Here is a 26,840-nt window from a genome sequence, read left to right as displayed (position 1 = left end):
CGACATACTGGGGAGGTGAATCGTCTCGGGGGACGCCGGTTACGCTGGCCGTTCCGGTCTGTGCGTGCGCGCCTCGTGGTCGCGCTCGTTCTCGTCTCCGCCCTCGGCATGGCCGCCGGAGGTGCCGCGACCTTCCTCATCCAGCGCCAACGGATGCTCGCGTCCGTGGATGTCTCGCTTCTGGCGGACATCGATGCTGCACGCCTCGTCGTGCTCGGCGCCTCGAACAGCACTGACTCCGGCAACGCCAACGGTGCGGTGCCCGAGCCATTCCACACGGGTGCCGACGCGCTCCAGGCCGTGATCGGGCGCGTGCTTCCCAACCGGCACCAGAGTTCGCTCGGCGTACTAGATGGCCGGGCGAGATTCGTTCCGGGAGTGCCGACCGATTTCGGGTTGCAGTCGGTCGCCGGTCTCGTGCCCCGCGTCGTGCGCGAGGTCGCCGACGGCAAGACCCATCTCGGCACCGTGCCCTCCTCCTTCGGTCCGGTCCGCTATGTGGCGACGCCGGTGAGCGTGGCGGGCAACCCGGACCGGGGGATCTACGTCGCAGCCGTCGACCTCGACGCGCAGTTGGGGGAGTTGTCGTCGACATTCGCCACCTTCTGGGGCGTCATCGCGGGGGCGATGATCCTGATCGCGTCGTCGGCCTGGTTCATCGCCGGACGGCTGCTGAACCCCATCCGTACGCTGCGGCTTGCGGCATCCCGGGTCACGTCGACGAATCGAAGCGAGCGGATCCCGATCGTCGGCCACGACGACCTCTCCTCGCTCACGCGCACCGTCAACCTGATGCTCGATCGACTGGACCGCGCGATGACGCACCAGCGACAGTTGCTCGACGACGTGCGTCACGAGCTGCACACCCCGGTGACGATCGTGCGTGGGCACCTGGAGATCCTGAACGCCTTCGATCCGGAGGAGGTCGACGCCACACGAACGCTGGCGATCGATGAACTCGACCGGGTGACAGAACTGGTCGAAGACCTCGCTCTCCTGGCGGAATCCCAGCGCGCGGATCCGAATCTGGTGCCTGTCGACGTCGCGTCACTCACCCGCCAGGTCTTCGCGAAGGCCTCGATCCTCGCCGGGCACGAGTGGGTTCTGGCTGACGCCGCCGATGCGACAGCTGCCCTCGACCCTGCCCGCATCACGCAGGCCTGGCTTCAGTTGGTCGACAACGCCGCGAAATATTCACCTCTCGGATCGCGCATCGAGCTCGGTTCGACCGGTCGCCTGGACGACATCGAACTGTGGGTCGCCGACCGCGGCTACGGGATTCCGCCGGAGGCCGCAGACCGGATCTTCGCCCGATTCGGGCGCGTGGACGCGGGGCGCGGCATTTCCGGATCGGGGCTCGGGTTGCCGATTGTGAAGGCCATCGCGGAGTCCCAGGGCGGCAGCGTCGGCTTCGTCTCGGCTCCGGGTGCGACACGTTTTTCGATCCTGCTCCCGTACCACCAGGAAGCCGGTAGTGCGGAGCCCACGCCGTGACCCGTGTGCTTCTCGCCGAAGACGAGGTGCGGATATCCGCATTCGTGCAGAGGGGTCTGCGTGCCGCCGGCTTCCTGTGCACTGTCGTGAGCGACGGTGCGGATGCCCTCCATCAGGCCCAGTCTGGCCAGTTCGACCTCGTGCTGCTGGACGTCGGTCTGCCGGAGCTCGACGGCTTCACGGTGCTTGCGGAGCTTCGACGCACCCATCCGGTTCTCCCCGTGATCATGCTCACCGCGCGCCAGAGTGCGACAGACATCGTGAACGGCCTTGATCGTGGAGCGAACGACTACATCACGAAGCCGTTCAAATTCGATGAGTTGCTCGCCCGCGTGCGGCTGCGGCTGCGCGAACGTCCCGCCGACCTGTCGCTCGAGCTATGCAGGGGTCGGGTGCGGCTGAACCCCGCGTCGCGTCGGGCATTCATCGGCGAGACGGCCGTCGATCTCTCCGCGAGAGAGTTCGCCCTCGCGGTGGAGTTCTTCCGACACCCCGCGCAGGTGCTCACCCCGACCCAGCTCTTCGACCGAGCCTGGGGGAGTGGGTCGGAATCGTCGGCGAAGGCGGTCGGAGCCGTGATCGCGTCGTTGCGTTCGAAACTCGGACCCGACCTCATCGAGACGGTCCGTGGAGCGGGCTATCGCCTCAACTAGGAAGTGCCCGGTCCGTGATGGACCGGGCACTAGCGATGTTCGCGCTTTCCTCGGACCCGAACCGGTGGAGAGCGGAACAGAAGAAGAGTGGCTTTCCCAGTGGGTCTCGCCCGACTCTCCCTAAGAGTCGAGCTGATGATCACTACCCGAAAGTGATCTCTTTCCCACCGTGCAAGCCGTCCCCCGCCTGGAAATCCCTGATGGAATTCCCCCTGTTTGCAATTATCCGGGGTGAGTGAGTGAAGTATCCAAGACAGGGATGAGAGAACTCTTATCTTCCCAACGCTCGCCACCACGGCGTCACCACGGCGTCACCACGGCGTCACCACGGCGTTGCAGGAGCACGATCCTCGATCATTCCCGCCGAGGAGCCACATCGATGGTCGCACCGGGCGCGACCGGCTGCGCGGCCAAGCTCGAGAGAATCGGCGTCCAGCCGACGAGAGGCTATTTGCCTGGTTTTGCGGGCTTCGAGTCGGTCGCCACACCCACGGCGGGAGCAGTGGCACCGCGGCCTGTCACGGGCTCGCCTGAGGGAGACTTCGGCGCCTTCTCGACCTTCGCCGGCTTCGGCGCCTTCTCGACCTTCGCTGGCTTCGGTGTCTTCTCGACCTTCGCCGGCTCAGCCGACGTTCCCTTTCCGGCCTCGGAGGAGGGGGAACTGGCGGACCCGGCGGAGGGACTCACCGCGTCATCCGGCTTAACCGAGCCCGACGACGGCACGTCGCTGAAGTCTGCGTCGGACTCAGTCCGGGAGGGAGTGGCTGACGCGGGGCCCGGCTGTGCCGACGGGTGGTGCGCCTCGTAGGCATCCTCCACGGGCTGAGCGCCAGGCACCGCGACCACGACGAGGATTCCCTCGCCGGCCGCTGTGGTCATCGGCGAGCGGGCGAACCCGGTGGGGTGATGGTCGAGAGGCACGATGAGCGGAGCCACACCGCGGACCGTCGAAGTCTGGGGAGTCGCGGGCGTGGCGAACGCCGCGATGGCAACCCCCGAAAGAACAGCCACCGCACCTGTCGCGCAGAGCGCAGCCAGCAGGAGCGGATGTTTCATTCGCCCAGTGTGACTGAAGCCGCGCTTCCGCGCTGAAACATAAGAGAAGTCTCAGCATGTCGCGGACGATTTGATTGAGAAGATATTGCTACATCCGCTAACGTACGCGCCCCTCTCGGCCGATTGATAAGAGGGAAGCCCTCCGTGGCGCGCCGCCGGGCAATCGGAGCCCGTGCGCGCAGAGTGGGGGGTGCGCGCTATCGACCAGAGGACTACCCACAGTGAGCCACATTCTGATCGCCGAAGACGAGCCGCGAATCTCTGACTTTCTTCGTCGGGGACTCACCGCAGAGGGCTACTCGTGCATCGTGAGGACCGATGGCGCCGAGGCCCTTGCTGAAGCCGAGTCCGGTGCCTTCTCCCTGGTGCTCCTCGACATCGGGCTGCCGTCTCTTGACGGGTTCGAAGTGCTGCGTCGCCTCCGGCTCACAGACGCCACGACACCGGTGATCATGCTCACGGCCCGTCACTCGGTGCACGACACCGTTCTGAGCCTGGATAGCGGGGCAAACGACTTCCTGGCGAAGCCATTCAAGTTCGAAGAGCTTCTCGCGCGAGTTCGCGTGAGACTGCGGGACACGGCCCAGATCGGGTCGGGATCACTGCGCCGGGGCTCGCTCAGCCTCGACCTGAAGACCCGCCGCGCGCAGGTCGGTGAGCAGAGCGTGGACCTTTCGGCACGCGAGTTCGCCCTCGCCGAGGAGTTCCTGGCTCACCCCGACGAGGTGCTCAGCCGCGAGCAGATCCTGAGCCGGGTGTGGGGATACGACTTCGATCCCGGATCCAACGTGGTGGAGGTCTACGTCGGGTACTTGCGCGGCAAGCTCGGCGCAGATTCGATCGAGACCGTGCGCGGCATGGGCTACCGACTGCGCTGACGACGCCGCTCGGCGGATTCGGACAGACGAACCCCGCTACCGATGTGCGCCCGAGCCGGTGGGCCGTCCATCCCCGCTGTCCCAGTCGCCGACTACTCGCGGAACCTGCGCCCGGCTTCGATGCCGCCCAGGCGGTTTCCGCAGCGCAAGCGGGATGTGCTCCACGGCAGCGATACCGCCCAGCAACGCCAGCCGGGTCACGGAGGCGTCACCCGGGCCGTCTGCGCCGCTCACTCAGGCGCGTCCGGCGGCCTCTTCACGCTGTGAGCGCTTGTAGGCCTTGACCGCCTTCACGCGGGCATTCTCCTCGTTTACCTCCGCGTGGGTCGCGCGTTCGCGCACCAGCCAGGCCGGGGGCTGCTGAAGCAGGGCGGAGATCTCGTCTGTGGTGAGCGGCTCGGTGACTTCGCCGCGGGCGAGCCCGGCATTGGAGACGCCGAGCTTATGCGCGACCACCGGGCGCGGGTGCGGCCCCGACTTGCGCAGCTCGACCAGCCATTCCGGCGGATCGGCGATCATCTGGTTGAGCTGCTCCCGGGAGACGGGTTCGGCCTGGAAAGATTCGGGCGTGGCCGGGAGGTAGATTCCGAGTTTCTGGGCCGCCGTCGCGGGTTTCATTGTCTGGGGGGATTTCGCCGGGGTCATGCGCCCAGCGTAGCCTGAGACCCCTGCGGCGCTCAGCCCGGGATGCCGCAGAACCGAGGGAGAAGCTCATGGACGAGGTTCCTGCTGCCTTCACCATCGCCTTCGCGGCCGGTGTCACGCTCACCCGCTGGACTCGCGCCTGGCAGGAGCGGCAGCGTCGCATCCCCCTCGCTTTTCTGCCGACGGATGCCGCGAACCAGGTGACCGCGTTGCACGAGGGTCTTGCCGACGTGAGTTTCGTGCGGCTTCCCGTCGACCGACAGGGCCTGAGTGTCATCCCCCTCTACGACGAGGTTGCGGTCGTGATCGTGCCGAAGGAGCATCCACTCGCCGACGTCGATAGTGTTCTTCTCGCCGACCTCGTGGGGGAGGATCGCGTCGGTGACACGCTCTCGGCAGAGGATGCCGTCGAACTCGTGGCCGCGGGGGGTGGCATCGTGATTCTTCCGCAGTCGATCGCCCGGCTCCATGCCCGCAAAGACGTGGTGGCACGGCCCGTTTCGGATGCCGAGGTCACGACGATCGCGATCGCCTGGCTCGAGGAGCGCACGACCCCCGAGGTGGAGGAATTCGTCGGAATCGTGCGGGGTCGCACCGCCGCCAGTTCCCGGGCGGTCCCCACCCCCAAGACGGAGAAGCCACGCAAGGTCGTGCCGATCAAGCCTCGAACCACGCAACGCGGCCGCCCCCGCAAGCCCCGGGGGCGATGAGCCCGCCGATGGCTAGCATGGCGGTGTGACAGCACTCTCCGCCTGGCGTCGGATCCCGATCGCGAAAATCGCGACCGGCCTGGTTCTGGCGCTCGCCATCCTGGCCGCGGCAGATCTGGGCTTCACCGCGCTCGCCGTTGTCCTGTCCACCGTCGACCCGAAGATCGGCCTGATCGGCGACGCCGGTGCGTTGCTCAGTTATTTCACGTTCTACCCGAGTGTGCTGATCGCCGCCCTCACGTTGCTGGCCGGCGCACTCATCGCCTGGCGCAATCCGGATCTCACCCGGCTGGGCATCGCGGTGGTGATCACGGGCATCCTCTCGGCCGCGTTCGTCGCCGTGGCATTGCTGCCGCACGCCCTCGGTTAGGGCTCTTCAGACCGCGGCGCGATTGCGCCGCCACGACAAGATCCCCGCGATGATCGCGCCGAGGATGAAAGCCCCACCGATCACGTAGGCGGCCGACTTGACCGCGGGGATGCTCGCGGCGAAGTAGCCGGTCACTGTGAGAAGGACGCCCCAGACCAGCGCGCCGACCAGGTTCGCCGCGACGAATTTGAGGTAGTCCATGCGGGCGATTCCGGCGATCGGCGGCACGAGCACCCGCCCCCACGGGATGAAACGCCCCACGACGACCGCCCACCAGCCGAGGTCGGTGTAGAACTTCTCCGCGCGTCGGATGCTGCGCTGAACCCAGGCGCCGGTGCGCCGGTCGAGGTAGGGCCTTCCGTAGTGGCGGCCGAGGAGGAATCCCACCTGGTCACCGAGGAAAGCGGCGATGCCCACGCCGATGGCCAGCACCCAGATGTTGATGCCGCTGTGGCCGGCGGAGAGGATGCCCGCGGCGAAGAGCAGGGAATCCCCAGTGATGAAGGGGATGAACACACCGACGAAGAGCCCGGTGCCCGCGAAGACGAGCCCCCAGACGATCAGGTAGAAGACGATCGGCCCGAACAGGTCGAGCCAGCTCGAGACCTGGCCATCGAGAGCGGCGAGTCGGAGCATCCGGTGTCCTTCAGTAATCGCCGTCGGTAAGGGGGAGAGGGGTGTCAGGCCTCTGGGTCGCTCGGAACGTCGTCGGTCTCGCTCGCACTCGCGCCGCGCTCGGCGAGAGCAGCGGCCCGCTCGGCGAGGCGGCGCTGCACGTCGGACTGGGCTGAGGCGATCACCTCGGGCGCGAGATGGGGATTCTCGTGCGCGTTGGTCCCGTGGTATTTCTCGATATAGGCATCGAGTTGCGGGCCGGACTCCCAGGAGGTGATGAGGCAGTACCGAGGCTCCGGTCCCTTGTGCCACACCGCGTGCCAGAAGCGCTGGGTGTCGACGATGATCTGGGCGCCAGCGGGCAGCGCGATCCGCACCTCGTTGGTGGGGTCGAAACGATCCTCACGCAGTGTCATGAATGATTCGGCGTCGTCGGTGAGGTTGAAGAATCCGCGCACGATCCACCCGGAGCCATCCGGATTGAGCCGGTTGTTGTCGTCCTGGTGGAGGTTGTAGAGGGTGTCGGAATAGACGTTGGGCTGCAGTTCGATCACGCGGCACCGGCCGACGTTGGCGCCGGGCTCGGTGGCCCGGGCGGTGAGACGGGGGGCCTTCGCGACCTGGGAATCGATCCAGACGCCATCCTTGTCGGTGCGCGGAGGGGTGTGATTCCAGAATCCGTTGACCTCGATGTCGCCGAAGGCGCTGGCGAGGGGGGCGAACCGGGTGACGCCGGAGGACTTCCAGTCGACGAACTCGAGATCCATCCACTCCTGGGGATCGGCGGCCTGGTCGTACGCATCGAGGATGACGTAGCCCTTTTCGTCGAGGAGGGCGGACTTGACGTAGCTCATCTGAAATGAACCCCTTCGTTAAGAGAGCCGGCGCGTTTTAACAGGCCCAACTTAGGCAACCCTAACATCCCGGTTCGAAGCCCTCCGGGTCTTAAGTCCTGAAATTCGGACCCTCCGGATTGCCGGGAGCTTAGGATCGATGTCACCATGACGGACACCTCCACCGGCGGCAGGTTCGACCCCCGCTTCAACCCCGCCTTCCAGCCCGGCTACGACCCCGCCGTTCACGAAAGCCCGCCGGTCGTCGCCGAGCGCGCGCCGGTGCCGGAACTGGTCGAGCATCCGCTCCCCCCGGTAGCTGCGGCTCCTGTCTCAGGAGCGATGCCCGCGCAACTGCCTGATGAAGCGACGGTGCCCCTCGCGCGACGCTTCGACCCCTACCTCGCCGCCCTCTGGGCGCTCAGCGTCGCGTTCGTCGCCGCCGGTCTGCTGACCGTCCGCTACATCGCGGACCGGATGGATCGGCTGAACACCACCGGTGGCGGCAGTGCATTCGACTACAACCTCGTGCTCGTCTACACGATCGCCGCACCGCTCCTGGTCATCCTGGGGCTCGCGACGGCGACAGCGACGCTGTTCGTGCTGGCGTCCCGCCGACGCTGACTGGGCCTAACTCGGTTCCGCCGGGTTCGTGACGGGAGGAACCACCGGGGCGGTTGCAACCGGGGCGTTTGCCACCGGCGCGGGAATGCTCGAGCTCCGGTACGCCTTGCGAATCACGCTGAACGCGCCGAGCGTTCCCAGTGCGAGGGCGAAGAGCAGGTTGAGCAGGTTGGCGTTCAGCAGCAGGCCGAAGTCCGCGGTGAAGTTGGGCCAGAACAGCGGATCGAGCACCGCCGCGAAGGGGTTGAGCCCGAGTTGCTCGCCGGCGAACTTCGCGTAATCGGAGACTAGACCGAAGTAGAAACTGAGCAGGATCGTCACGAGCACGATCCCGGCGATGACCAGGGCTCCGACCTTGGAAACCAGCCCGCCCGAGCCCTTGCGATAGAGCCAGGCGGCGAAAGCAGCCACCGCGAAAGCGACGATCGCGGAGACGAATCCGATGCTCCAGATGACCACCCAGAGCACGATGCCGAGGGGGACAGCGACCGCCGCGAACATCCCACCCCTCACGACGTTCTCCGGCAGTGGAACAGGTGCCACCTCTGATGGCGGCGTGAAAGACGTGGACATGGTTCCCCCCAAGGAAGTGATGATTTCTTTACCTTAGTGGCGTAATGAGATCATGTCACCTCTGGCAGTTCGGGCACCAATAGGTGTCCCGCAGCTGCAGTGACGTTTCGCCGAGTTCGCCGTGTTCGATTCGGGTTCCACAGCGCAGGCAGGGCTTGCCTTCACGGCGATAGACCCAGTCGGTCTCCCCGCGCAGCGAGCCGGTCGTGGTGCGATCGACCCGGTCTTTGTTGGCGTCGATGAGCCGGTGGGCCAGGGTCACCAATTTCGCGGGGCTCTCGATATCGCCGACGGGCCGGGTGGGAAGGGCGCCGCTGAGAAAGCAGAGTTCGTTGCGGTAGACGTTGCCGAGTCCGGCCATCACGCGCTGGTCGAGCAGGGCGAGGCCGACCGCGCGGTCCGGGTCGGCGGTGAGGCGAAGGAGCGCCTCATCCGCGTTCCAGTCCGCACCGAGCAGATCGGGCCCGAGATAGCCGACAACGCTCGCCTCGTCGTTGCGAGCCACCACGTCGAGAGTACCGAGCTCGAACCCCACGGCGACCCAGTCAGCGGTGGCGAGCACGGCCCGCGCCTGCCACGCTGGCCGACGCCACTTCGTGCCATGACGGTAGACGTGCCACGACCCCTCCATCTTGAGGTGGCTGTGGATGCTGTGCTCGCCAACCCTGATCAGCAGGTGCTTGCCGCGACTCACCACGCCCTCGACCACATCGCCGGTGAGATCCACCGTCGCGAAAGCTGGTACACGGATGTCGCAGCGGGTGAGTTCGCCACCCGCCAGCGCCGTGTTCAGGTTCACCGCGGTGCGGTAGACGGTGTCGCCCTCTGGCACGTCAGTATCCTGCCATCCGGATGCCCGACGCCGTCATCCGCGCAACCGGAGTCCCTGCGGTGTCGCGCTGAAACCCGCGTCGACAAGAGCGTCGCCGAGGCTCGTGCCGATCACGAAGTCACCGTTCACCCGCTCGACCCTGAGCCGACCGCCCGAGCGACGGATGACCGAGGCGAGCGATTGCGCCGCCGCCGCCACTGCGCGGGTGTCTTCCGTGAACGTGAGCATCGTCTTGCCCCCGCGCTCCACATACAGGGTGAGCATCCCGTCGACGATCACCACCAGCGCACCGGCCTTACGCCCAGGGCGGTGGCCGCGCTTGGAGTCGTCTGCTCCCTCGACGACCGGGGCGGCCGGCCAGGGGAGCGCGGCACCGTAGGCGTTCGCCGGGTCGGTCGCGGCGAGCGTGATGGCCACGGGGTCGCGCTCGGAGTCGGGTTCGCGGGCGAAGGAACGCAGCCTGTCGACAGTCGCCCCAGTGGCGAACTGGGCGGCGCCGAGCCCCTCGACGAAATATCCGCGGCGAGCACGCCCGGTCTCCTCGAAACCGCTGAGCACGCGGTAGGCGAGAGAGAATCCACCGCGAATGCCCTCGCTCACCACCGCACCGCGGGTGACGACGCCGTAGCGCTCGAGCAACAGCTCAGCGGTCGCGACGCCGCGCACCGTGGCATCCGGTTCCGCGAGCGGAAGAAGGGACCAGCGCCCGGCGGCGCTCGGTGGACCGCCGACGCTCGGCATACTTGGCCGTGCCCGGCCGCGATATGCGCGCGACCGCGGAACCGCTCGAGCCTTGGTCGTCGTGCCCCCGAGGTACGAGCGCAGGGGTGAGAGGGTGTCGTTGGTCACCAGTCCCGACCAGACGAGGTCCCACAGTGCGGCGAGCAGCGCCGTGTCATCGGTGCTTCCGACGGCGTTGGAGAGCTGGCGGAAGAAGTACGCGCCACCGCCGGTCAGGCTCGCCAGGATCGATCGCTGCAGTTCGGTGGTCTCGGCCCCGGTGGGCTCCGGAAGGGTGAGGCTCGCGCTGTCCGCCAGGTGCAGGCTCAGCCAGCCGTCGTTGCCGGCGAGTGCGCCACCCCCCGACCAGATGACCTCACCCGATGCGGTGAGCTCGTCGAGCATCACCGGCGAGTAGTCCCTCACCCGAGCGGGAAGCACCAGCGACTCCCACGCGGATGCCGGCAGTGCGACCCCGGCGAGTTGGTCGATCACCGCGGCAAGGCCGTCGACCCCGCGCAGTGGCTCGTCAATGTGCTGCCATGATGGCAGGAATCGCCCGAGAGTCGCGGCATCCACCGGTTCGACCTCGTGGCGGAGAGCGGCGAGAGACCGGCTGCGCAGCCGCCGCAGCACCTCGACATCGCACCACTCGCTGCCGGTCGCGCCCGGCCTGAACTCGCCCTCGACCACGCGCCGCTGGCTCGCGAGGGTGCGAAGTGCGCTCAGTACGACGGCCGTGCCGAGACCGAGGCGGTCGGCGACGGCGGTGACGGTGAACGGAGCGTGGGTGCGGGCGAAGCGACTGACCAGATCACCGAGGGGGTCGTCCACCGGCTCGATGAAGGCGGAGGGGATGCCGATGGGCAAGGGGGTTCCGAGCGCATCACGCAGGCGCGCAGCATCCTCGATGATCGCCCAGCGTTCGCTGCCGGCGCGCCAGATCCGGTTGGATCGGGCGAGGCTCGCCAGCGCCGTGTCGAGAGTCGTGCCGACCAGTCCGCTTGCGGGGTCGAGACGAAGCACGATCTCCGCTTCGGTCAGCGGACCGAGCATGCGCAGCAGGTCCACGATGCCCTCCGCGTCGCGGGCACGCCGATCCGGTGCGAGCCTCTGCAGCTCGAGCTCGAGTTGCTCGATGACCGCGGGGTCGAGCAACTCGCGCAGCTCGGCGCGGCCCAGCAGCTCGGCGAGCAGCGTCGGGTCGAGCGAGAGGGCAGCGGCGCGGCGCTCGGCGAGGGGCGAATCGCCCTCGTACATGAACGCCGCGACATAGCCGAACAACAGCGAACGAGCGAAGGGCGATGCCTGCTCCGTCTCCGTCTCGACGATCCGGATGCGCCGGCTTTCGATCTGTTCGGCGAGCTCGGTGAGCGCAGGGAGGTCATAGACGTCCTGCAGCACCTCTCTCACCGTCTCGAGCACGATCGGGAAGCTCGGATACTTGCGCGCGACGTCCAGCAGCTGTGAGGCCCGCTGGCGCTGCTGCCAGAGCGGGGAACGCCGTCCCGGGTTGTAGCGGGGCAACAGAAGCGCCCGGGCTGCGCACTCACGGAACCGGGAGGCGAACAGAGCCGATCCCCCCACCTCCTCGGTGACGATGTCGCGCAGTTCGGCAGGCTCGAAAACGAAGAGCTCTGCGCCGGGTGGCTCGCTCTCGGTATCGGGGATGCGCAGAATGACTCCGTCGTCGCTTGCCATGGCCGCGCCATCGAGACCGAAGCGCTCGCGGATGCGCGCTCCGATCGCGAGCGCCCACGGCGCATGAACTTGCATGCCGTAAGGGGAATGGAGGATGACCCGCCAGTCGCCGAGCTCGTCACGGAAGCGTTCGACGACGAGGGTGCGGTCACTCGGCACCTGGCCTGTCGCCTTCTTCTGGTCATCGATGAACGCGACGAGGTTGTTGATCGCGCGGTAGTCGAGTCCCCCGAGCACGGCGCGGGTGCGGGCATCCGACGTCGAGCCGTTCGCGATCACCCGGGTGAATTCCCCGATGGCGCGACCGAGTTCCGCGGGGCGGCCGATGCCGTCGCCTTTCCAGAACGGCACCTTGCCCGGTTGACCGAACGCGGGGCTCACGATCACGCGGTCGTGGGTGATGTCCTCGATGCGCCAACTGGTGGCCCCGAGCGCGAAGACGTCGCCAACCCGGGATTCGTAGACCATCTCCTCGTCGAGCTCACCGACTCGCGCGGGCGCCCGATCCCCGGTGCCCGAGCCCACCATGAACACCCCGAACAGCCCGCGATCCGGAATCGTGCCGCCCGAGGTCACCGCGAGACGCTGGGCTCCGGGGCGACCCGTGATCGTGCCGCCGACACGGTCCCAGACGATGCGGGGGCGCAGTTCTGCGAACTCGTCCGAGGGATACAGCCCGCTGAGCAGGTCGAGCGTCGCGTCGAAGGCCGATCGCGGCAGGCTGGCAAAGGGTGCGCTGCGGCGCACGGTGTCGAACCACTCGTCGACATCGAGCGAGTCGAGCGCCACGGCGGCCACCGTTTGCTGGGCGAGCACATCGAGGGGATTCTGCGGGATGCGCATCGCCTCGATGAGACCGGCGGACATCCGCTCGCTGGCGACCGCGGCGTGGATGAGGTCGGCCCGGTGCTTGGGAAAGATGATGCCGCGCGATACCTCGCCGACCTGGTGCCCGGCGCGACCGACGCGCTGGAGGCCGCTCGCGACACTGGGCGGGGATTCGACCTGGATCACGAGGTCCACCTCCCCCATGTCGATACCGAGTTCGAGGGAACTCGTCGCGACCACGCAGCGCAGGCGACCGGACTTGAGGTCGTCTTCGATGAGGGCGCGCTGCTCCTTGGACACCGAGCCGTGGTGCGCGCGTGCCAGCAGTCCGGTTAGTCGAGTGGGGCGCTCTGGCGCCTGCATCGACGCAATTGTCTCGACGCCGGCCAGGGTCTCGACGCCGGCCAGGGTCTCGAGACGCTCGCTGGCGCTCGCTACTCGACCCGCGGGGGCGCCGGCGGGCTCCAGCTCGGTCTCCTCCTCGCGAAGCGCCTGGATCTCATTGAGCCGCGCGGTCAGTCGCTCGGCGAGCCGGCGGGAATTCGCGAAGACGATCGTGGACCGGTGCTCGAGAATGCGATCGACGATCTGCTCCTCGACGTGCGGCCAGATCGACCCCTGCACGGCCTCGGTCGATGCCGCCGCTGATCCCTCCCGCACCGCCGGAGCCGTGCCGAGTTCGGTCATGTCCTCGACCGGCACGACCACACTCAGGTCGAACTTCTTCGTCGAGGGGGGAGCGACGATGGTCACGGGCGCGCCGCCGGCGAGGAATCGCGCCACCTCTTCCCGGGGGCGCACGGTGGCGGAGAGTCCGATCCGCTGGGCGGGCTTGTCGAGCAGCAGGTCGAGCCGTTCGAGCGAGAGGGCGAGGTGGGCGCCGCGCTTGGTCGAGGCGACGGCGTGAACCTCGTCGATGATCACCGTCTCCACGCCCTTCAGGGTCTCCCGGGCCGACGCGGTGAGCATGAGGTAGAGCGACTCGGGGGTCGTGATCAGGATGTCCGGGGGCAAGCGTTGCAACAACCGGCGATCACCGGAGGTGGTGTCGCCGGAACGCACGCCGACGGTCACCTCGGGAGGGGACATCCCCAGTCGCTTCGCGGTCTGCGTGACGCCCACGAGCGGGGCGCGAAGGTTGCGCTCGACGTCCACGGCGAGGGCCTTGAGCGGGGAGATGTAGAGCACTCGGGTGCGGAGGTTGCGGTCATCCGGAGCCGGTGTCGTGGCCAGGCGGTCGATGGCCCACAGGAAGGCCGCGAGGGTCTTTCCCGACCCGGTCGGTGCCACGACGAGGGCATTGGCGCCGGCGGTGATCGCCTCCCAGGCCCCCAACTGCGCCGGTGTGGGCGCGGGGAACGCCCCCGAGAACCAGTCTCGGGTCGCCGGGGAGAATCGCCCGAGCACATCGCTCATGCTCCTATCCTCCCCGAACCCGCTGACAGTTGCGGATTGTCACCAGGCTGCGACCCGACCGGAGGCGCATCCGCCTTGGCGGTACGGGGGCTTCAGCAGCTTCGACTTCCACACCGACCAGGCGTCTTGGCAGCAATCGACGACCTCGATCATCTCCTTCGTCATCTCTGTGCTCGCCGTCATCGCCCTGTGGCGCATCTTCGCCAAGGCGGGCAGCCCGGGTTGGCTGGCGATCATCAGGATCATCAGGATCATCATCGTGATCGTGCTCGTGCACGTCTCCGCGCACAGCGGATGGTCGGTTCTGTTGTTGCTCATCCCCATCACGGGGTTGGTCTGGTCGATCGTCGACTACCTGATCCTCGGCTTCGACTCGAGCGCCTGTCGTGATCGCCGGTCATTCGCCGCACAGGCATGCTGTGTCGCCAGTCATGCGGGGGGTCGTGGAGGGGTGACAATGGAGCATGAGCTCCGTAGGCACACCTGACCCGAATTCTGGCTGGCTGTCCGATGAGGAGCTCGCCGAAACACGGCGACGGCTTCCCCTGCTCTACGTGGAGGCGGTGCCCGTGCGAGTGGACGGCGTCGGCCAGGTCACCCAGGTCGGCATCCTGCTGCGTGCCAACTCCGCCGGCGCGATCACCCGCACCCTCGTCTCCGGGCGGGTGATGTACGGCGAGAGCCTGCGTGACGCGCTCTTCCGCCATCTCGAGAAGGATCTCGGCCCCATGGCATTTCCGCTGCTGCCCTCGAGCCCCATTCCGTTCTCGGTCGCAGAGTACTTCCCGTTTCCGGGATCGCAGTTCACCGATGACCGCCAGCACGCGGTATCCCTCGCCTACGTTGTGCCGGTGACCGGCACCTGCGACCCGCGTCAGGATGCCCTCGAACTCACCTGGATGACCCCTCAGGAGGCGGCTTCCGACGAGGTCTCCGCCGAGATGGAGGGCGGTCGCGGAGCGCTCGTTCGCGCGGCCCTCGCCTCGGTCGGTCGCCTGTACTGAGAGCCCGTCTCCGCTGGCCCGAGTGACACTGGCGCCCGAACTCACGAGCGCACCTGTCATTCTGCGGCGCGGAGGGGGCTTCGGGCTCCCTGAAAGCGAAAAAAAGGGCCCCCACACCGAAGTGTGAGGGCCCTTTCAGGTCGTGTGACTAGCGACCGCCGCCGCCACTGCGACGACGTCCGCCGCCCTGTGACATGCCGACGAGTCCGCCGCCGGATCCGGCACGGCCGGCACCGGATGACGCACCGCCGCGCGGAGCCCCGCCCGTGCGAGGAGCGCCGGATGACGCACTCTCGCCACTTGCCGTGCTGTAGAAGTTGCGCGAGCCACCGGCTGCAGGCGCACCGTCGCGGTTGGCACGCTTGCGCTGGGCGTTCGCGCCCTGCGAACCTCCCTGCGAGCGACCCTGTCCGGCGGAACGTCCGCCCTGCGACTGGCGCTGTCCGCCGGAGCGGGCCCGCGGAGCACCCTGGACCTGGACGGCGGCGCGCGGAGCGGGCTTGACCCAGGCGGCGACGTCGCCCACGAGGGCGGTGACGGCGGCCGAGTCGGCCGAGACCTGCTGCGGGGTGACGGTGATCTCCGCCTTCTTGAGCAGGGCGGCGGTGTCGCGGCGCTGGGTCGGGAGCACGATCGTGACGACCTCGCCCTCCTTGCCGGCGCGGGCGGTGCGGCCAGAGCGGTGAAGGTACGCCTTGTGCTCGGCCGGCGGGTCGACATGGATGACGAGTTCGATGTCGTCCACGTGCACGCCGCGGGCCGCGACATCCGTCGCCACGAGCACCCGGGTGTCACCGGCGGCGAAGGAGGCGAGGTTGCGGTCGCGCTGCACCTGAGAGAGGTTGCCGTGCAGGTCGACGGAGGGGATGCCCGCGTCGGTGAGCTGCTTGGCCAGCTTCTTGGCGTGGTGCTTGGTGCGCATGAAGAGGATGCGGCGACCGGTGCCGGAGGCGAGCTTCTTGATCAGTTCGTTCTTCGCTTCCACCGAGTCGACCTCGAACACATGGTGTGTCATGGCGCTGACATGTGATGTCGCTTCGTCGACCGAGTGCAGCACCTCGTTGTGGAGGTACTTCTTCACGAGGCGATCGACTCCGTTGTCCAGGGTCGCGCTGAACAGCATGCGCTGTCCGGACTGGGGGGTCTTATCCATGATGCGGGTGACCACGGGAAGGAAGCCGAGGTCTGCCATGTGGTCGGCCTCGTCGAGGATCGAGATCTCGACGGCATCCAGCGAGACGAAGCCCTGCTTCATGAGGTCTTCGAGGCGGCCGGGGCAGGCGACGACGATGTCGACACCGGCCTTGAGTGCCGCGACCTGGCGCTGCTGCGAGACGCCGCCGAAGATGGTGACGGACTTGAGCCCGTAGACATCCGCGAGCGGGGTGAGCGCAACGGTGATCTGGGTGGCAAGCTCGCGAGTCGGAGCAAGGATGAGCGCGAGAGGGCGTCCCGGGCGACGCTGGCCGCCGGCGAGCTTCCCGCCGAGACGGGCGATCATTGGGATGGCGAACGCGAGGGTCTTGCCGCTGCCGGTCTTTCCGCGGCCGAGCACGTCACGTCCCGAGAGGGTGTCGGGCAGCGTGTCGACCTGGATCGGGAACGGGGAGTCGATCCCCTGCGCGGACAGGGCCGCGACGAGGGGTGCCGGCACGCCGAGCGCGCCGAAGGATGAGGTGGATTCAGACATGGTCGAGCTTTCGGATAGAACCACACGCCGGCGATCGAGGTTGTCGAAACCCGGGTGTGAAGTGGCGAGAGCGACGATGGCCGCAATCGATCGCCGCAGAAAGTATCTACAACCCGTTCGCGCCGCAGATATCAAACAAAACCTGGGATGCGACGGGGAGAAGAGGGAGCGTTCAACGACGCAGGGAGACCTTCGTGGTCTCGCAAGTACCCCCACTCTAGCAGGTGGGGTCAGTGCACTCCCGAATACCGTTCGCCCACGGGGATCTCCACGGCCACGCGATTGCCCGCCTGCGCAAGCGGGCAGGCCCACGCCGGGTCATAGGCGCAGGAGGGGTTGTAGGCGAAGTTGAAGTCGAGCACGAGAGAGTCGCGAGCTCGGCCGGGGCCGAGATCCGCGCCCTTGATGGTGTCGAGGAGGTAGCGGCCGCCGCCGTAGGTGCCGCCCGGACGCCCGGCGAGGGCATCCTTCACCGGAAGGAAGATGCCGCCGCCGTAGCTGCCGAGCTTCCAGACGTCCAGTTGCCCGATGCCGGGGACATCCGCGACTCCGATGAGGTCGAAGGGCACGATGCCGTCGGTTCCGGTCTCGAAGTCCATGTGCCGGGGCTCGGCCGCCGTCACGGCGACTTCGAACCGCCAGTCCGGGTCGTAGGGCTTCACCGGCAGTCCGGTGAAGGCTGCGAGGTCGTCGGGCAACAGCGGGGACGACGGATGTTCGGCGAAGAGCCGATCCCGTTCCCGCCTCCACAGGTCGTGGGCGGCGAAGAGATCCGTGGCGACGCGCACCTCCGCGTAGAGCGCGAAGACGCGCCGGCGCCAGTCGGCGACCTCGTAGGCGGTCATGAGGTGCGGGACTTCCAGGTGGGAGCGAGAGAACGGATGCGGGCGCCGCGCCACTGCCAGAACGCCCAGTAGCCCAACCAGAGCAGCGGGGTGAGGGATCCGGCTTCGAAGACCAGCTGGTCGCGGTACAGGGTGCGGCCGCCGACCGCCGGAGCAATGGCGATCGAGTGCTGCCATTTGGTCACGAGGGCGAGCGGTCCGCTGAGCCCGCGGCCGTTGTCCACCTGCACGCGCACGTCGTCATCGCGCTCGGGGTAGGAGATGCCGATCACCTGGTCTCCGACGGGCACCAAGCCGAAGCTCGAGATCTTCACCGGATGATCGCCGGCCGACCACGACACGGGAAAGCCGGCGGGTTCGAGCGACTCGAAGGTGGAAAACGGAGCTGAGACCTGCTGCATGCCCCGGGGGGAGCGCACGGCGTCCCACGCGGCATCCGGAGTGCAGTCCAGCACGAGCTTGAGGAGGATTCGCATCGGTCAAGTCTGCCACCGGCGCCTGAGGGAATTCAGGTTGCGTGCGTAGCGTTGTGCCTACTACCCACCCATAGCCTCCAGGAGGAATCATGACCCAGGCAATTCTCAATGGCGTCGTCATTGCCGACGCCCCGCAAGACGAACTCATCAAGATCGAGGGCAACTGGTACTTTCCCCCGTCGAGCGTCAAGAGCGAGTTCCTCGTCGACAGCGCGACGCCGTACACCTGCCCGTGGAAGGGCGCCTGCCAGTACTTCAGCGTCAAGGACGGCGACACCCTGCTTCAGGATCGCGCCTGGAGCTACCCGCACCCCTACGAGACCGCCTTCGCGCGCACGGAAGGCAAAGACTTCAGCAACTACGTCGCCTTCTGGAAAGAGGTAACGGTCAGCTAGTCCCGCTCGATCACCCTCACTTCGGCGGGGGAGCGTCTTCGGAGGTGCGGGCCCGATGGGCTCGCACCTTCGCCCTGTTCCCGCAGCGCTGCATCGAGCACCAGCGGCGGTTGTTGGAGCGTGATTCGTCGTAGAAAACGAGATCGCAGTCATCCGCTGCGCACTCGCGGATGCGATCGCTCGGGTTGGCCGCGAACAGTTCCACTGCCTCTCTGGCGAGAACAGACAGGGCCTGGCTGGCCTTCGCGCGGGAGCGTCCGGCCTGGCGCGTGCCCCCCACGAGGGAGGGCGCGATGTCCGGGGTCGCCGCGAAGAGGTTGATCACGTCGACGTCGTCCGAAGGGATCTCGGTGTCGCTGCTTCGGGCAAGAGCCGCGCGGGCGAGCGATCCGCGAAGTGCCCGTGCGTCGACAAGGTCACGGTCGGTCGCGCCGTCGACCACTTCGGGAAACCGACCGGTGAGCCACGCCGAGAGGTCGGACGCGGCATGAAGCGTCTCCCGGCCGGAGGTCATCGCCCCGGTGTAGGCGAAATCGATCGCCAGCGAGCCCGAGTCGAACCACCAGTCCCGGCCGTCACTCAGGGTCATCTCCTGGCCGGTCGGGCGGCCATCAGTCGTGAACATGTAACCAATGTAGCCGGTTACTAGACTGGCTCTCATGGAGGAGACAGCAATGACCGAAACGCCAGGAAAGACGAAGGATGCCGGCTGGAACGTCGGCGTGCGGCAGACCGTGCCCGCGCGCATCGATGTCGCCTGGCAGTTCCTGATCGGTGAGGGCCTCCCCCTGTGGTTGGGCGAGACGACCCTGCCTCGCGTGAAGGGCGAGACTTATCGCACCGCGGATGGCGTCGCCGGCGAGGTGCGCGCCTACGCGGACAACGCGAAGGTGCGTCTCACCTGGCAGCCGGAGGACTGGCCCCACGAGACCACCCTCCAGGTATCGGTGAAGGAGGTGGACGGCGGCACGACGATCGTCATCCACCACGACCGTCTCGCCGACCGCGAGGAGCGACGGATGATGCTCGGCCACTGGAAGAACGTCGCGGCGCACCTTGCGGCCGCCTTCGATCCCGACCGCTGACTCCCGCCCCGTGAATCTCGGCCGCTGACGTGACGCCGGGCGGTCAGCGCTGCCGCGCCACCTGGCGTTGTGTCCAGGCGATCGTGTGGGCGGCGTCGAAGCGCCGGGAACAGCGTCCGCACGCGAGTGTGCGGGTGGGACGGCGATACCGGTAGTGGAGATGCCCCGCCGGGCAGGCTCCCACCCAGGGGGCTAGTTCGCTGGCGATCGCCCCGTCGTGCAAGCGGTTTCCCTCGTATCCGAGGTCTGCCGCTACGGTCTTCCAGCGCGGCCCATGACCCGCGCGGGTGCCGGCGATCGCGTGCGCGACCTCGTGCAGCAGCACCTGGTGGATCTCGTCGTCCTCATATCTCGAGGCGAGATAGCGCGAGACACTGATGGTCTTCGAGGTGTAATTGCAGAGTCCCGCCCGCGTCTTCGCGGAGTCGAACGTGAAGCTCCAGGCGGGGTCGAGGTGCAGGGCGATGAGGGCATCCGCCCAACGACGCACCCGCAGAAGCTCAGCCAAATGCCGCTGCCTGTCGCGTGGCGACCTCCAGCGCGAAGCGGGCGGATTCGATCTCGGACACGGGTGCCTCCGATCCGGTGCGGATGTCGAGCGCGGCGGCGAATGCCTCCCGGGATTCCGTGTAGCGCCCGAGGTCGAACAGGGTTGACCCCGAGAAGTAGGCGGCCGAGCCCTCGAGGGCCGCCCATTCTTCGAGGGCGGCGGTGGCCCGCACGGCCGTCATCTCGGCAAGGGCCCGATCGAGTTCACCCTGGTACTGGAAGATGCGCGCTCGCCGCAGGCGGGCAGCGGTGAGCTGTTCACGATCCCCACTGAAGTGGGCGAGTCGAAAGGCCTGTTCGGCGGCCACGAGTGCCTCGCCGTGCCTGCCGAGCAGGCGCAGCAGCTCGGCCTTCTCTCCGAGCACCGCAGTGCTCCGCCCGTTGCCCAGTTCGGCGAGTCGGGATTCGACGAGGGCACGGTCGACGTGCTCTCGCAGGGTCTCGGGGTCGTAGCCGGTAATCATCCCTTTGAGATTAACCCGCGCGAGAGGCATCCAGTCGCACTTCCACGAGTTTGTCGTCGCCCTCGCCCGGTGTTCCGCGCCCGTCCGTGTTGTTGGTCAGCAGCCAGAGAGATCCGTCCGGGCCGGCCACGGCATCCCTCAGCCGTCCGAGATCGCCGGTGAAGTAGGGCTGTGCCGTGGTGGCGCTTCCCGGGTTGATCGCCCAGAGCCGTTCTCCCCGCAGCGCCGCCAGAAAGAACGTTCCGCCAGCGAAGGCGAGTCCGCTCGGGCTGGCATCGGCGGTGGGCCACTGGTAGAGCGGATCGATGAAACCGCTCTTCGACCCGATTCCCTCCACGACCGGCCAGCCGTAGTTGCCGCCCGGTTCGATCCGGTTGAATTCGTCCCAGGTGTTCTGGCCGAACTCGGCGGCCCAGAGCTGCCCGTCCGCGTCCCAGGCGATGCCCTGGAGGTTGCGGTGTCCGAGCGAATAGACGAGGGATGCGCTGGTCGGGTTGTCCCGGGGCACGCCGCCGGTGGGCGTCATCCGTAGGATCTTTCCGTTGAGGGAGGCGGGGTCCTGGGCGCGGCTGGGTTGCCCGGCATCGCCGACGGTGGCGTAGAGCATGCCATCCGGGCCGAAGGCGATGCGACCACCGTCGTGATTGCCGGCCTTGGCGAGCCCGGTGAGAATCGGGATCGGATCGCCGAGGCGGTACGAGCCTGATTCCCCGGCCAGGGGCATCCGCACGATGCGGTTGTCCGTGGCCGTCGTGAGGTAGGCGTAGAGCCAGCGTGCCGAACCGGACGACGCGGGGTGCACCGCGAGGCCGAGCAGGCCGCCTTCGCCCGCATGCACGACTCCGGGGACGACACCGACGTCGCGGAGTTTGCCCGATGGCAGCCGTTCCACCACGGTGCCGGAATCCCGTTCGCTGATCAGGGTGGAATCGGCGTCCCCGAGGCGCACGATCGACCACGGTGATGCGAGCCCGGTCGCCAGCACCCTCGGTTCGCCGACGGGGCGAACGCTGCCGGCCGGTGGGGGAGCCGAGGGGGCGGTCGATGGACTATCGCGCGGCTCCGAAACCTCAGCGCAGCCCGTGAGCACGAGGAGCGAGGCCACAGCGAGCGGCAGTGTCTGGCGCATCATCTCTCGAGTCTGAACCGATTCGCTGGCAATCTCACGTCAGTCGCGGTTGCCCACCTGGAAGATGTTCTTGGCCGGGGGAGGAGATTGCACAGCCGTGTCGTCGGTGACGATCGAGGCTCCCGCGATCCAGTTGCGCAGCTCGGCCCCCTCCACCACTTTGGAGGGATGCGGTCCGCCGGCCAGGAGCCGCGGCATCCAGTCCATCGGCAGCGGTTCGCGCGAGCCCACCATCACCACGTTGCCGAAGCGGCGACCCTTGAGGATCTGGGTTTCGGCGAGGGCGGCGACATGCCCGGTGGCGGCGAGCATGGTGGCGGCCTGGCCGCGGGCGAAAGCGAGTCCGGGGCCGTCGGCGACGTTCGCCACGACCACGCCATCGGGCTTCAGCAGCGCGACCGCCTCGCGGTAGAACTCGAGACTCGTCACATGGGCCGGCGTGCGGGCGCCGCTGAAGACATCCACGACCAGCAGGTCGATCTCGCCGCGGAGTCCGCCCGGGAGTTTGCCGAGCACCTCCCTCGCGTCCCCGTGCCGCACCCGGATGGACGCGTTTCGCGGCAACGGCAGGTGAGCGCGAACGAGGTCGACGAGGTCGGTCTCGATCTCCACGACCTGCTGACGGGATCCCGGGCGGGTCGCCTCGATGTAGCGCGGAAGGGTGAATGCCCCGGCACCCAGGTGCAGGGCCGTGAGGGGTTCGCCCGGCATCCTGAGCTGGTCGACCACATGCCCGATGCGCTGGATGTATTCGAAGAACAGCTGGCTCGGGTCCTCGAGGTTCACGTGCGACTGCGGGGTTCCATCGACGATGAGGGTGAAGCTGCCCGGCACCCAGCGATCGGGCTCGATCACCGCTCGATAGCCGCTGAGTTTGAGGATCGCGGAGGGATGTTCGGTCACCCCACGACCCTGCCACACTCGCTGCATCGGCGGGAGCGTGCCTCATTCGGGGAGCCCTTGTTGGGGGGAATTGTCAAGATCCTCACTTTCGTATGAGAATGACTCTGGTAATCGAGTCGGCGCGGGGAATTCAATGAATTTGTATGACGAGATCGGCGGAGACGCCGCTGTCGCCGCTGTGGTGTCCGAGTTCTGGCAGCGGGTCAGCACCGATGAACTCCTGTCGCCCTGGTTCTCTGTCATTGACAGTGGCCAACTCCGGTTGCACCTGCACGCCTACCTCACCGTCGCGCTCGACGGCCCGGAGCGCTATGAGGGCCGGAGCATGCGTCACGCCCACGCGGGTCTCCGGGTCACCGGCGAGGCCTTCGACCTCCTGGTGCACAGTCTGGGGGAGTCTCTCGAGACAGTGGGCGCCGCTCCGGAGAACATCCGCCGGGTGAGTGCCCGGCTCTCGCAGCTGCGTGCGGTGATCGTCGAAGTCGAGAGCTGAGTTCGCGGGGCGAGCCCGCTACCGGCCTTCCCGCAGCCTTCCGTTGGCCGTCAGATCCGCCGTCCGAGCCCCCCCGATTCGACAGAATGCGGTGTTTATACTCGCTTTTGTGAAATTGGTCAAGAATCGACTTGCACTTGTGACCAATTCCGGCCTATAGTGGTTCTTTGCGCTCCCAGGAAATCTCTGCCTTCATATTGCGGTCGGCTGCGCTCGTTCACTTTCGAGCACACCCCTGGAGCGACACTCATCACCGACTGAACTCCCAAATTAGGCAATGGGGCGCGTAATACCGCCCACCGGAGGTTATTTCCTTGGCTGCTGCTCGCAACGCATCCACCACGAACTCGTCGAAAAAGGGATCTCCCAAGAACGGACGCTCAGCTGAGCGCCTCTCGTTCGCGAAGATCACCGACACGCTGACAGTTCCCGATCTTCTCGCACTCCAGACGGAGAGCTTCGACTGGCTCGTCGGGAACGACCTCTGGAAGGAACGCGCTGCCGAGGCAAAAGCCTCCGGTCGCCAGGACCTTCCGGCACTCACCGGCCTCGAGGAGATCTTCGAAGAGATCTCTCCGATCGAGGACCTCGGCGAGACCATGCAGCTCTCGTTCACGAACCCCTTCCTCGAAGAGAAGAAGTACTCGATCGACGAGTGCAAGGAGAAGGGCAAGACCTTCTCCGCGCCGCTGTACGTCGAGGCCGAGTTCATGAACCACCTCACGGGTGAGATCAAGACCCAGACCGTCTTCATGGGCGACTTCCCGCTCATGACCCCCAAGGGGACCTTCGTCATCAACGGCACCGAGCGTGTCGTCGTCTCCCAGCTCGTGCGTTCGCCCGGTGTGTACTTCGAGCGCCAGCAGGAGAAGACCTCCGACAAGGACATCTACTCCGCTCGCATCATCCCGAGCCGTGGTGCCTGGCTCGAGTTCGAGATCGACAAGCGCGACCAGGTCGGCGTGCGCATCGACCGCAAGCGCAAGCAGTCGGTCACTGTGTTCCTCAAGGCCCTCGGCCTTACGAGTGAAGAGATCCTCGAGGAGTTCAAGGGCTTCGCGTCCATCGAGCTGACGCTCGAGAAGGACAACATCCTCACGAAGGATGAGGCGCTCAAGGACATCTACCGCAAGCTCCGTCCGGGAGAGCAGGTCGCCGCCGAGGCAGCGCGTGCGCTCCTCGACAACTTCTACTTCAACTCCAAGCGCTACGACCTGGCGAAGGTCGGTCGTTACAAGATCAACCGCAAGCTGGGTATCGACGCGCAGCTGTCGAACTCCGTGCTCAGCCAGCAGGACATCCTCGCGACGATCAAGTACCTGGTCGCCCTGCACGACGAGCAGAAGACGCTCCCGGGCATCCGCGATGGCAAGCCGGTGGAGCTCCGCCTCGACGTGGACGACATCGACCACTTCGGCAACCGTCGCATCCGCGCGGTCGGTGAGCTCATCCAGAACCAGGTGCGCACCGGTCTCTCCCGCATGGAGCGCGTCGTTCGCGAGCGCATGACCACGCAGGACATCGAAGCGATCACCCCGCAGACCCTGATCAACGTGCGCCCCGTCGTCGCCGCGATCAAGGAGTTCTTCGGTACCTCGCAGCTGTCTCAGTTCATGGACCAGAACAACCCGCTCGCGGGTCTCACCCACAAGCGCCGCCTGTCCGCGCTCGGCCCGGGTGGTCTGTCCCGTGAGCGTGCCGGCGTCGAGGTGCGAGACGTTCACCCCTCGCACTACGGACGCATGTGCCCGATCGAGACCCCGGAAGGCCCGAACATCGGCCTGATCGGTTCGCTCGCGTCGTTCGCACGCATCAACTCCTTCGGTTTCATCGAGACCCCCTACCGTCGCGTCATCAACGGTGTGGTCTCCGAGACCATCGACTACCTCACGGCGAGCGAAGAGGACGAGTACGTGGTGGCGCAGGCCAACGCACCGCTCACCCCCGATGCCCGCTTCGCCGAGCCCCGTGTGCTTGCTCGCAAGAAGGGTGGAGAGGTCGACCTCTTCCTCATCGACGAGATCGGCTACATGGATGTCTCGCCGCGCCAGATGGTGTCGGTCGCGACCTCGCTCATCCCGTTCCTCGAGCACGACGATGCGAACCGCGCCCTCATGGGTGCGAACATGCAGCGCCAGGCCGTGCCGCTGCTCCGCAGCGAGTCGCCGCTCGTCGGTACCGGTATGGAGGGCTATGCGGCCATCGACGCCGGAGACGTGATCACCGCGGATGCCGCTGGTGTCGTCTCCGAGGTCTCGGCTGACGTCGTCACCATCCAGCTCGACGCCGGTGGAACGCAGGACTACTACCTGCGCAAGTTCAACCGCTCGAACCAGGGAACCTCGTACAACAACCGCGTCATCGTCAGTGCGGGCGACCGCATCGAGGTCGGCCAGGTTCTGGCCGATGGCCCCGCGACGGAGAACGGCGAACTCGCCCTCGGAAAGAACCTGCTCGTGGCATTCATGCCGTGGGAGGGCTACAACTTCGAGGACGCGATGATCCTGAGCCAGAACCTGGTGAAGGACGACACCCTCTCCTCGATTCACATCGAGGAGTACGAGGTCGACGCCCGCGACACCAAGCTCGGCAAGGAAGAGATCACTCGCGACCTGCCGAACGTGAGCCCGGAGCTGCTTGCAGACCTGGACGAGCGCGGCATCATCCGCATCGGAGCCGAGGTTCGCCCCGGTGACATCCTGGTCGGAAAGGTCACGCCGAAGGGCGAGACCGAGCTCTCGGCCGAGGAGCGCCTGCTGCGCGCCATCTTCAACGAGAAGAGCCGCGAGGTGCGCGACACCTCGCTCAAGGTTCCTCACGGTGAGGCCGGAACTATCATCGGCGTCAAGGTGTTCGACTCGCAGGACGGTGACGACGAGCTCGGCTCTGGTGTCAACCAGCGCGTTGTCGTGTTCATCGCCCAGAAGCGCAAGATCACCGAGGGCGACAAGCTCGCCGGCCGTCACGGCAACAAGGGCGTCATCTCCAAGATCCTCCCGGTCGAAGACATGCCGTTCCTCGCCGATGGAACCCCGGTCGACATCATCCTGAACCCGCTCGGTATCCCCGGTCGAATGAACTTCGGTCAGGTGCTCGAGACGCACCTCGGATGGGTCGCCAAGCAGGGCTGGGACATCAAGGGCAACCCGAAGTGGGCCGCCAAGATCTCCGAGGAGGCCAAGTCGGCCGCTCCGGGCACCAAGGTCGCGACCCCGGTGTTCGACGGCGCGCTCGAGGCCGAGATCGAGGGTCTTCTCGACTCCACGACCCCGACCCGCGACGGCGACCGCCTCATCGGTTCGTCCGGTAAGGCCCAGCTGTTCGACGGTCGCTCCGGTGAGCCGTTCCCGCAGCCGGTGTCGGTCGGTTACATGTACATCCTCAAGCTCCACCACCTAGTCGACGACAAGATCCACGCTCGCTCGACGGGACCGTACTCGATGATCACGCAGCAGCCGCTGGGTGGTAAGGCGCAGTTCGGTGGTCAGCGATTCGGTGAGATGGAGGTCTGGGCCCTCGAGGCCTATGGCGCCGCTTACGCACTGCAGGAGCTTCTGACGATCAAGTCGGATGACATCCTCGGCCGAGTCAAGGTGTACGAAGCCATCGTCAAGGGCGAGAACATTCAGGAGCCGGGTATCCCCGAGAGCTTCAAGGTGCTCATCAAGGAGATGCAGTCGCTGTGCCTCAACGTCGAAGTCCTTTCGGCGGACGGCACGGCAGTGAGCCTGCGCGACACGGACGACGAGGTCTTCCGTGCCGCTGAGGAGCTCGGCATCAACATCTCCACCCGCTTCGAGAACTCGTCGATCGACGACATCTGAGTCCGCTAAGGCTCTTAGGTCACGAACCCCGACAC

Annotated in this window: 27 protein-coding genes; 12 read left to right on the top strand and 15 right to left on the bottom strand. The window is 66.9% G+C overall.

Going from position 1 to position 26,840, the window contains the following annotated elements; translation table 11 throughout:
- Nucleotides 1-15: 15 nt before the first annotated feature.
- Both VLI63_RS06035 and VLI63_RS06030 read left to right on the top strand, forming a co-directional pair.
- On the top strand, nt 16-1,494 hold the full coding sequence (locus tag VLI63_RS06035; protein ID WP_409155969.1) for an ATP-binding protein: 1,479 nt from the start codon (nt 16-18) through the stop codon (nt 1,492-1,494).
- Nucleotides 1,491-2,147 (top strand): response regulator transcription factor, encoded by a 657-nt coding sequence (locus VLI63_RS06030; protein WP_409155968.1) that lies wholly within the window; start codon nt 1,491-1,493, stop codon nt 2,145-2,147. The genes VLI63_RS06035 and VLI63_RS06030 overlap by 4 nt, the downstream gene beginning before the upstream one ends.
- A gap of 447 nt (nt 2,148-2,594) precedes the next feature.
- Here VLI63_RS06030 and VLI63_RS06025 read toward each other — a convergent pair whose 3' ends face one another.
- On the bottom strand, nt 2,595-3,203 hold the full coding sequence (locus VLI63_RS06025) for a hypothetical protein (protein ID WP_409155967.1): 609 nt from the start codon (nt 3,201-3,203) through the stop codon (nt 2,595-2,597).
- A 221-nt stretch (nt 3,204-3,424) separates the two neighbouring features.
- On the opposite strand from VLI63_RS06025, the gene VLI63_RS06020 reads away from it, so the two are divergent.
- Nucleotides 3,425-4,081, top strand: a complete 657-nt coding sequence (locus VLI63_RS06020; protein ID WP_409155966.1) for a response regulator transcription factor — start codon at nt 3,425-3,427, stop codon at nt 4,079-4,081.
- Between the two features lie 234 nt (nt 4,082-4,315).
- On the opposite strand, the gene VLI63_RS06015 is transcribed toward VLI63_RS06020, so the two are convergent.
- Nucleotides 4,316-4,726, bottom strand: coding sequence for a DUF5997 family protein (locus tag VLI63_RS06015; protein WP_409155965.1), 411 nt, complete (start codon nt 4,724-4,726; stop codon nt 4,316-4,318).
- Nucleotides 4,727-4,794: 68 nt separating this feature from the next.
- Here VLI63_RS06015 and VLI63_RS06010 point away from each other — a divergent pair, with 68 nt between their 5' ends.
- A complete protein-coding gene (locus VLI63_RS06010) occupies nt 4,795-5,436 on the top strand; it encodes a LysR family substrate-binding domain-containing protein (RefSeq protein WP_409155964.1) in 642 nt (213 codons plus the stop codon).
- A 25-nt stretch (nt 5,437-5,461) separates the two neighbouring features.
- Nucleotides 5,462-5,806, top strand: a complete 345-nt coding sequence (locus VLI63_RS06005; protein WP_409155963.1) for a hypothetical protein — start codon at nt 5,462-5,464, stop codon at nt 5,804-5,806.
- 6 nt (nt 5,807-5,812) lie between these two features.
- Here VLI63_RS06005 and VLI63_RS06000 read toward each other — a convergent pair whose 3' ends face one another.
- Both VLI63_RS06000 and VLI63_RS05995 read right to left on the bottom strand, forming a co-directional pair.
- The gene (locus VLI63_RS06000) at nt 5,813-6,442 is read right to left on the bottom strand and encodes a DedA family protein (RefSeq protein WP_409155962.1); all 630 of its coding nucleotides are present in this window, start codon (nt 6,440-6,442) and stop codon (nt 5,813-5,815) included.
- A 44-nt stretch (nt 6,443-6,486) separates the two neighbouring features.
- Complete coding sequence (locus tag VLI63_RS05995) at nt 6,487-7,275, bottom strand: hypothetical protein (RefSeq protein ID WP_409155961.1); 789 nt, start codon at nt 7,273-7,275, stop codon at nt 6,487-6,489.
- A gap of 147 nt (nt 7,276-7,422) precedes the next feature.
- On the opposite strand from VLI63_RS05995, the gene VLI63_RS05990 reads away from it, so the two are divergent.
- Nucleotides 7,423-7,878 (top strand): hypothetical protein, encoded by a 456-nt coding sequence (locus VLI63_RS05990; protein ID WP_409155960.1) that lies wholly within the window; start codon nt 7,423-7,425, stop codon nt 7,876-7,878.
- 6 nt (nt 7,879-7,884) lie between these two features.
- Here the strand turns inward: VLI63_RS05990 and VLI63_RS05985 are convergent, their stop codons facing one another.
- From VLI63_RS05985 to VLI63_RS05975, 3 genes are read right to left on the bottom strand one after another with little or no spacing between them, the layout of a single operon-like run.
- The gene (locus VLI63_RS05985) at nt 7,885-8,451 is read right to left on the bottom strand and encodes a hypothetical protein (protein WP_409155959.1); all 567 of its coding nucleotides are present in this window, start codon (nt 8,449-8,451) and stop codon (nt 7,885-7,887) included.
- A gap of 55 nt (nt 8,452-8,506) precedes the next feature.
- Nucleotides 8,507-9,283 (bottom strand): DNA-formamidopyrimidine glycosylase family protein, encoded by a 777-nt coding sequence (locus tag VLI63_RS05980; RefSeq protein ID WP_409155958.1) that lies wholly within the window; start codon nt 9,281-9,283, stop codon nt 8,507-8,509.
- Between the two features lie 33 nt (nt 9,284-9,316).
- The gene (locus VLI63_RS05975) at nt 9,317-13,948 is read right to left on the bottom strand and encodes an ATP-dependent helicase (protein WP_409155957.1); all 4,632 of its coding nucleotides are present in this window, start codon (nt 13,946-13,948) and stop codon (nt 9,317-9,319) included.
- On the opposite strand from VLI63_RS05975, the gene VLI63_RS05970 reads away from it, so the two are divergent.
- Nucleotides 13,947-14,435: a hypothetical protein gene (locus VLI63_RS05970; RefSeq protein WP_409155956.1), complete on the top strand. Its 489-nt coding sequence runs from the start codon at nt 13,947-13,949 to the stop codon at nt 14,433-14,435. The genes VLI63_RS05975 and VLI63_RS05970 overlap by 2 nt on opposite strands.
- Nucleotides 14,413-14,952, top strand: coding sequence for an NUDIX hydrolase family protein (locus VLI63_RS05965; RefSeq protein WP_354574486.1), 540 nt, complete (start codon nt 14,413-14,415; stop codon nt 14,950-14,952). Before VLI63_RS05970 ends, VLI63_RS05965 begins: the two co-directional genes overlap by 23 nt.
- Before the next feature lie 148 nt (nt 14,953-15,100).
- Here the strand turns inward: VLI63_RS05965 and VLI63_RS05960 are convergent, their stop codons facing one another.
- From VLI63_RS05960 to VLI63_RS05950, 3 genes are all read right to left on the bottom strand, one after another.
- Nucleotides 15,101-16,642 carry a DEAD/DEAH box helicase gene (locus VLI63_RS05960; RefSeq protein WP_409155955.1) on the bottom strand — a complete coding sequence of 514 codons (1,542 nt, stop codon included), beginning with the start codon at nt 16,640-16,642 and terminating at the stop codon, nt 15,101-15,103.
- Nucleotides 16,643-16,872: 230 nt separating this feature from the next.
- Complete coding sequence (locus VLI63_RS05955; protein WP_409155954.1) at nt 16,873-17,487, bottom strand: DUF1684 domain-containing protein; 615 nt, start codon at nt 17,485-17,487, stop codon at nt 16,873-16,875.
- Complete coding sequence (locus VLI63_RS05950; RefSeq protein ID WP_409155953.1) at nt 17,484-17,963, bottom strand: hypothetical protein; 480 nt, start codon at nt 17,961-17,963, stop codon at nt 17,484-17,486. The genes VLI63_RS05955 and VLI63_RS05950 overlap by 4 nt, the downstream gene beginning before the upstream one ends.
- A gap of 89 nt (nt 17,964-18,052) precedes the next feature.
- Here VLI63_RS05950 and VLI63_RS05945 point away from each other — a divergent pair, with 89 nt between their 5' ends.
- Nucleotides 18,053-18,358 carry a DUF427 domain-containing protein gene (locus VLI63_RS05945; RefSeq protein ID WP_354574482.1) on the top strand — a complete coding sequence of 102 codons (306 nt, stop codon included), beginning with the start codon at nt 18,053-18,055 and terminating at the stop codon, nt 18,356-18,358.
- Nucleotides 18,359-18,374: 16 nt separating this feature from the next.
- On the opposite strand, the gene VLI63_RS05940 is transcribed toward VLI63_RS05945, so the two are convergent.
- Nucleotides 18,375-18,983 carry a CGNR zinc finger domain-containing protein gene (locus VLI63_RS05940; protein WP_409155952.1) on the bottom strand — a complete coding sequence of 203 codons (609 nt, stop codon included), beginning with the start codon at nt 18,981-18,983 and terminating at the stop codon, nt 18,375-18,377.
- A 49-nt stretch (nt 18,984-19,032) separates the two neighbouring features.
- Here VLI63_RS05940 and VLI63_RS05935 point away from each other — a divergent pair, with 49 nt between their 5' ends.
- Nucleotides 19,033-19,443 carry an SRPBCC domain-containing protein gene (locus VLI63_RS05935; RefSeq protein ID WP_409155951.1) on the top strand — a complete coding sequence of 137 codons (411 nt, stop codon included), beginning with the start codon at nt 19,033-19,035 and terminating at the stop codon, nt 19,441-19,443.
- 43 nt (nt 19,444-19,486) lie between these two features.
- On the opposite strand, the gene VLI63_RS05930 is transcribed toward VLI63_RS05935, so the two are convergent.
- Genes VLI63_RS05930 through VLI63_RS05915 form a run of 4 tightly spaced genes read right to left on the bottom strand, consistent with a single transcriptional unit; the run spans nt 19,487 to nt 22,488 of the window.
- Complete coding sequence (locus VLI63_RS05930) at nt 19,487-19,951, bottom strand: SprT-like domain-containing protein (protein ID WP_409155950.1); 465 nt, start codon at nt 19,949-19,951, stop codon at nt 19,487-19,489.
- Nucleotides 19,944-20,456 (bottom strand): hypothetical protein, encoded by a 513-nt coding sequence (locus VLI63_RS05925; RefSeq protein WP_409155949.1) that lies wholly within the window; start codon nt 20,454-20,456, stop codon nt 19,944-19,946. The genes VLI63_RS05930 and VLI63_RS05925 overlap by 8 nt, the downstream gene beginning before the upstream one ends.
- 10 nt (nt 20,457-20,466) lie before the next feature.
- Nucleotides 20,467-21,588, bottom strand: a complete 1,122-nt coding sequence (locus VLI63_RS05920) for a PQQ-dependent sugar dehydrogenase (RefSeq protein WP_409155948.1) — start codon at nt 21,586-21,588, stop codon at nt 20,467-20,469.
- Nucleotides 21,589-21,624: 36 nt separating this feature from the next.
- Entirely contained in the window at nt 21,625-22,488 is an 864-nt protein-coding gene (locus VLI63_RS05915; protein WP_409155947.1) for a spermidine synthase, read from the bottom strand.
- Between the two features lie 133 nt (nt 22,489-22,621).
- On the opposite strand from VLI63_RS05915, the gene VLI63_RS05910 reads away from it, so the two are divergent.
- A complete protein-coding gene (locus VLI63_RS05910) occupies nt 22,622-22,981 on the top strand; it encodes a group I truncated hemoglobin (RefSeq protein ID WP_409155946.1) in 360 nt (119 codons plus the stop codon).
- A 314-nt stretch (nt 22,982-23,295) separates the two neighbouring features.
- Nucleotides 23,296-26,805: a DNA-directed RNA polymerase subunit beta gene (gene rpoB / locus VLI63_RS05905; protein ID WP_409155945.1), complete on the top strand. Its 3,510-nt coding sequence runs from the start codon at nt 23,296-23,298 to the stop codon at nt 26,803-26,805.
- Nucleotides 26,806-26,840: the final 35 nt, after the last annotated feature.

Origin of the sequence: Lacisediminihabitans sp. H27-G8, assembly GCF_046156175.1 — a bacterium.
In the GTDB taxonomy this organism is placed as follows: Bacteria; Actinomycetota; Actinomycetes; order Actinomycetales; family Microbacteriaceae; genus Lacisediminihabitans.
The sequence above is the reverse complement of the archived record's forward strand: the minus strand, read 5'-3'. Positions and strand labels throughout refer to the sequence as shown.

Excerpts from the sequence above, each read along its gene's own strand:
- VLI63_RS06025 (WP_409155967.1), bottom strand. The coding sequence starts at position 3,203 with ATGAAACATCCGCTCCTGCTGGCTGCGCTCTGCGCGACAGGTGCGGTG.
- VLI63_RS06015 (WP_409155965.1), bottom strand. The coding sequence starts at position 4,726 with ATGACCCCGGCGAAATCCCCCCAGACAATGAAACCCGCGACGGCGGCC.
- VLI63_RS06010 (WP_409155964.1), top strand. The coding sequence starts at position 4,795 with ATGGACGAGGTTCCTGCTGCCTTCACCATCGCCTTCGCGGCCGGTGTC.
- VLI63_RS06000 (WP_409155962.1), bottom strand. The coding sequence starts at position 6,442 with ATGCTCCGACTCGCCGCTCTCGATGGCCAGGTCTCGAGCTGGCTCGAC.
- VLI63_RS05995 (WP_409155961.1), bottom strand. The coding sequence starts at position 7,275 with ATGAGCTACGTCAAGTCCGCCCTCCTCGACGAAAAGGGCTACGTCATC.
- VLI63_RS05990 (WP_409155960.1), top strand. The coding sequence starts at position 7,423 with ATGACGGACACCTCCACCGGCGGCAGGTTCGACCCCCGCTTCAACCCC.
- VLI63_RS05985 (WP_409155959.1), bottom strand. The coding sequence starts at position 8,451 with ATGTCCACGTCTTTCACGCCGCCATCAGAGGTGGCACCTGTTCCACTG.
- VLI63_RS05970 (WP_409155956.1), top strand. The coding sequence starts at position 13,947 with ATGCTCCTATCCTCCCCGAACCCGCTGACAGTTGCGGATTGTCACCAG.
- VLI63_RS05975 (WP_409155957.1), bottom strand. The coding sequence starts at position 13,948 with ATGAGCGATGTGCTCGGGCGATTCTCCCCGGCGACCCGAGACTGGTTC.
- VLI63_RS05965 (WP_354574486.1), top strand. The coding sequence starts at position 14,413 with ATGAGCTCCGTAGGCACACCTGACCCGAATTCTGGCTGGCTGTCCGAT.
- VLI63_RS05960 (WP_409155955.1), bottom strand. The coding sequence starts at position 16,642 with ATGTCTGAATCCACCTCATCCTTCGGCGCGCTCGGCGTGCCGGCACCC.
- VLI63_RS05955 (WP_409155954.1), bottom strand. The coding sequence starts at position 17,487 with ATGACCGCCTACGAGGTCGCCGACTGGCGCCGGCGCGTCTTCGCGCTC.
- VLI63_RS05950 (WP_409155953.1), bottom strand. The coding sequence starts at position 17,963 with ATGCGAATCCTCCTCAAGCTCGTGCTGGACTGCACTCCGGATGCCGCG.
- VLI63_RS05945 (WP_354574482.1), top strand. The coding sequence starts at position 18,053 with ATGACCCAGGCAATTCTCAATGGCGTCGTCATTGCCGACGCCCCGCAA.
- VLI63_RS05940 (WP_409155952.1), bottom strand. The coding sequence starts at position 18,983 with ATGTTCACGACTGATGGCCGCCCGACCGGCCAGGAGATGACCCTGAGT.
- VLI63_RS05935 (WP_409155951.1), top strand. The coding sequence starts at position 19,033 with ATGACCGAAACGCCAGGAAAGACGAAGGATGCCGGCTGGAACGTCGGC.
- VLI63_RS05925 (WP_409155949.1), bottom strand. The coding sequence starts at position 20,456 with ATGATTACCGGCTACGACCCCGAGACCCTGCGAGAGCACGTCGACCGT.
- VLI63_RS05920 (WP_409155948.1), bottom strand. The coding sequence starts at position 21,588 with ATGATGCGCCAGACACTGCCGCTCGCTGTGGCCTCGCTCCTCGTGCTC.
- VLI63_RS05910 (WP_409155946.1), top strand. The coding sequence starts at position 22,622 with ATGAATTTGTATGACGAGATCGGCGGAGACGCCGCTGTCGCCGCTGTG.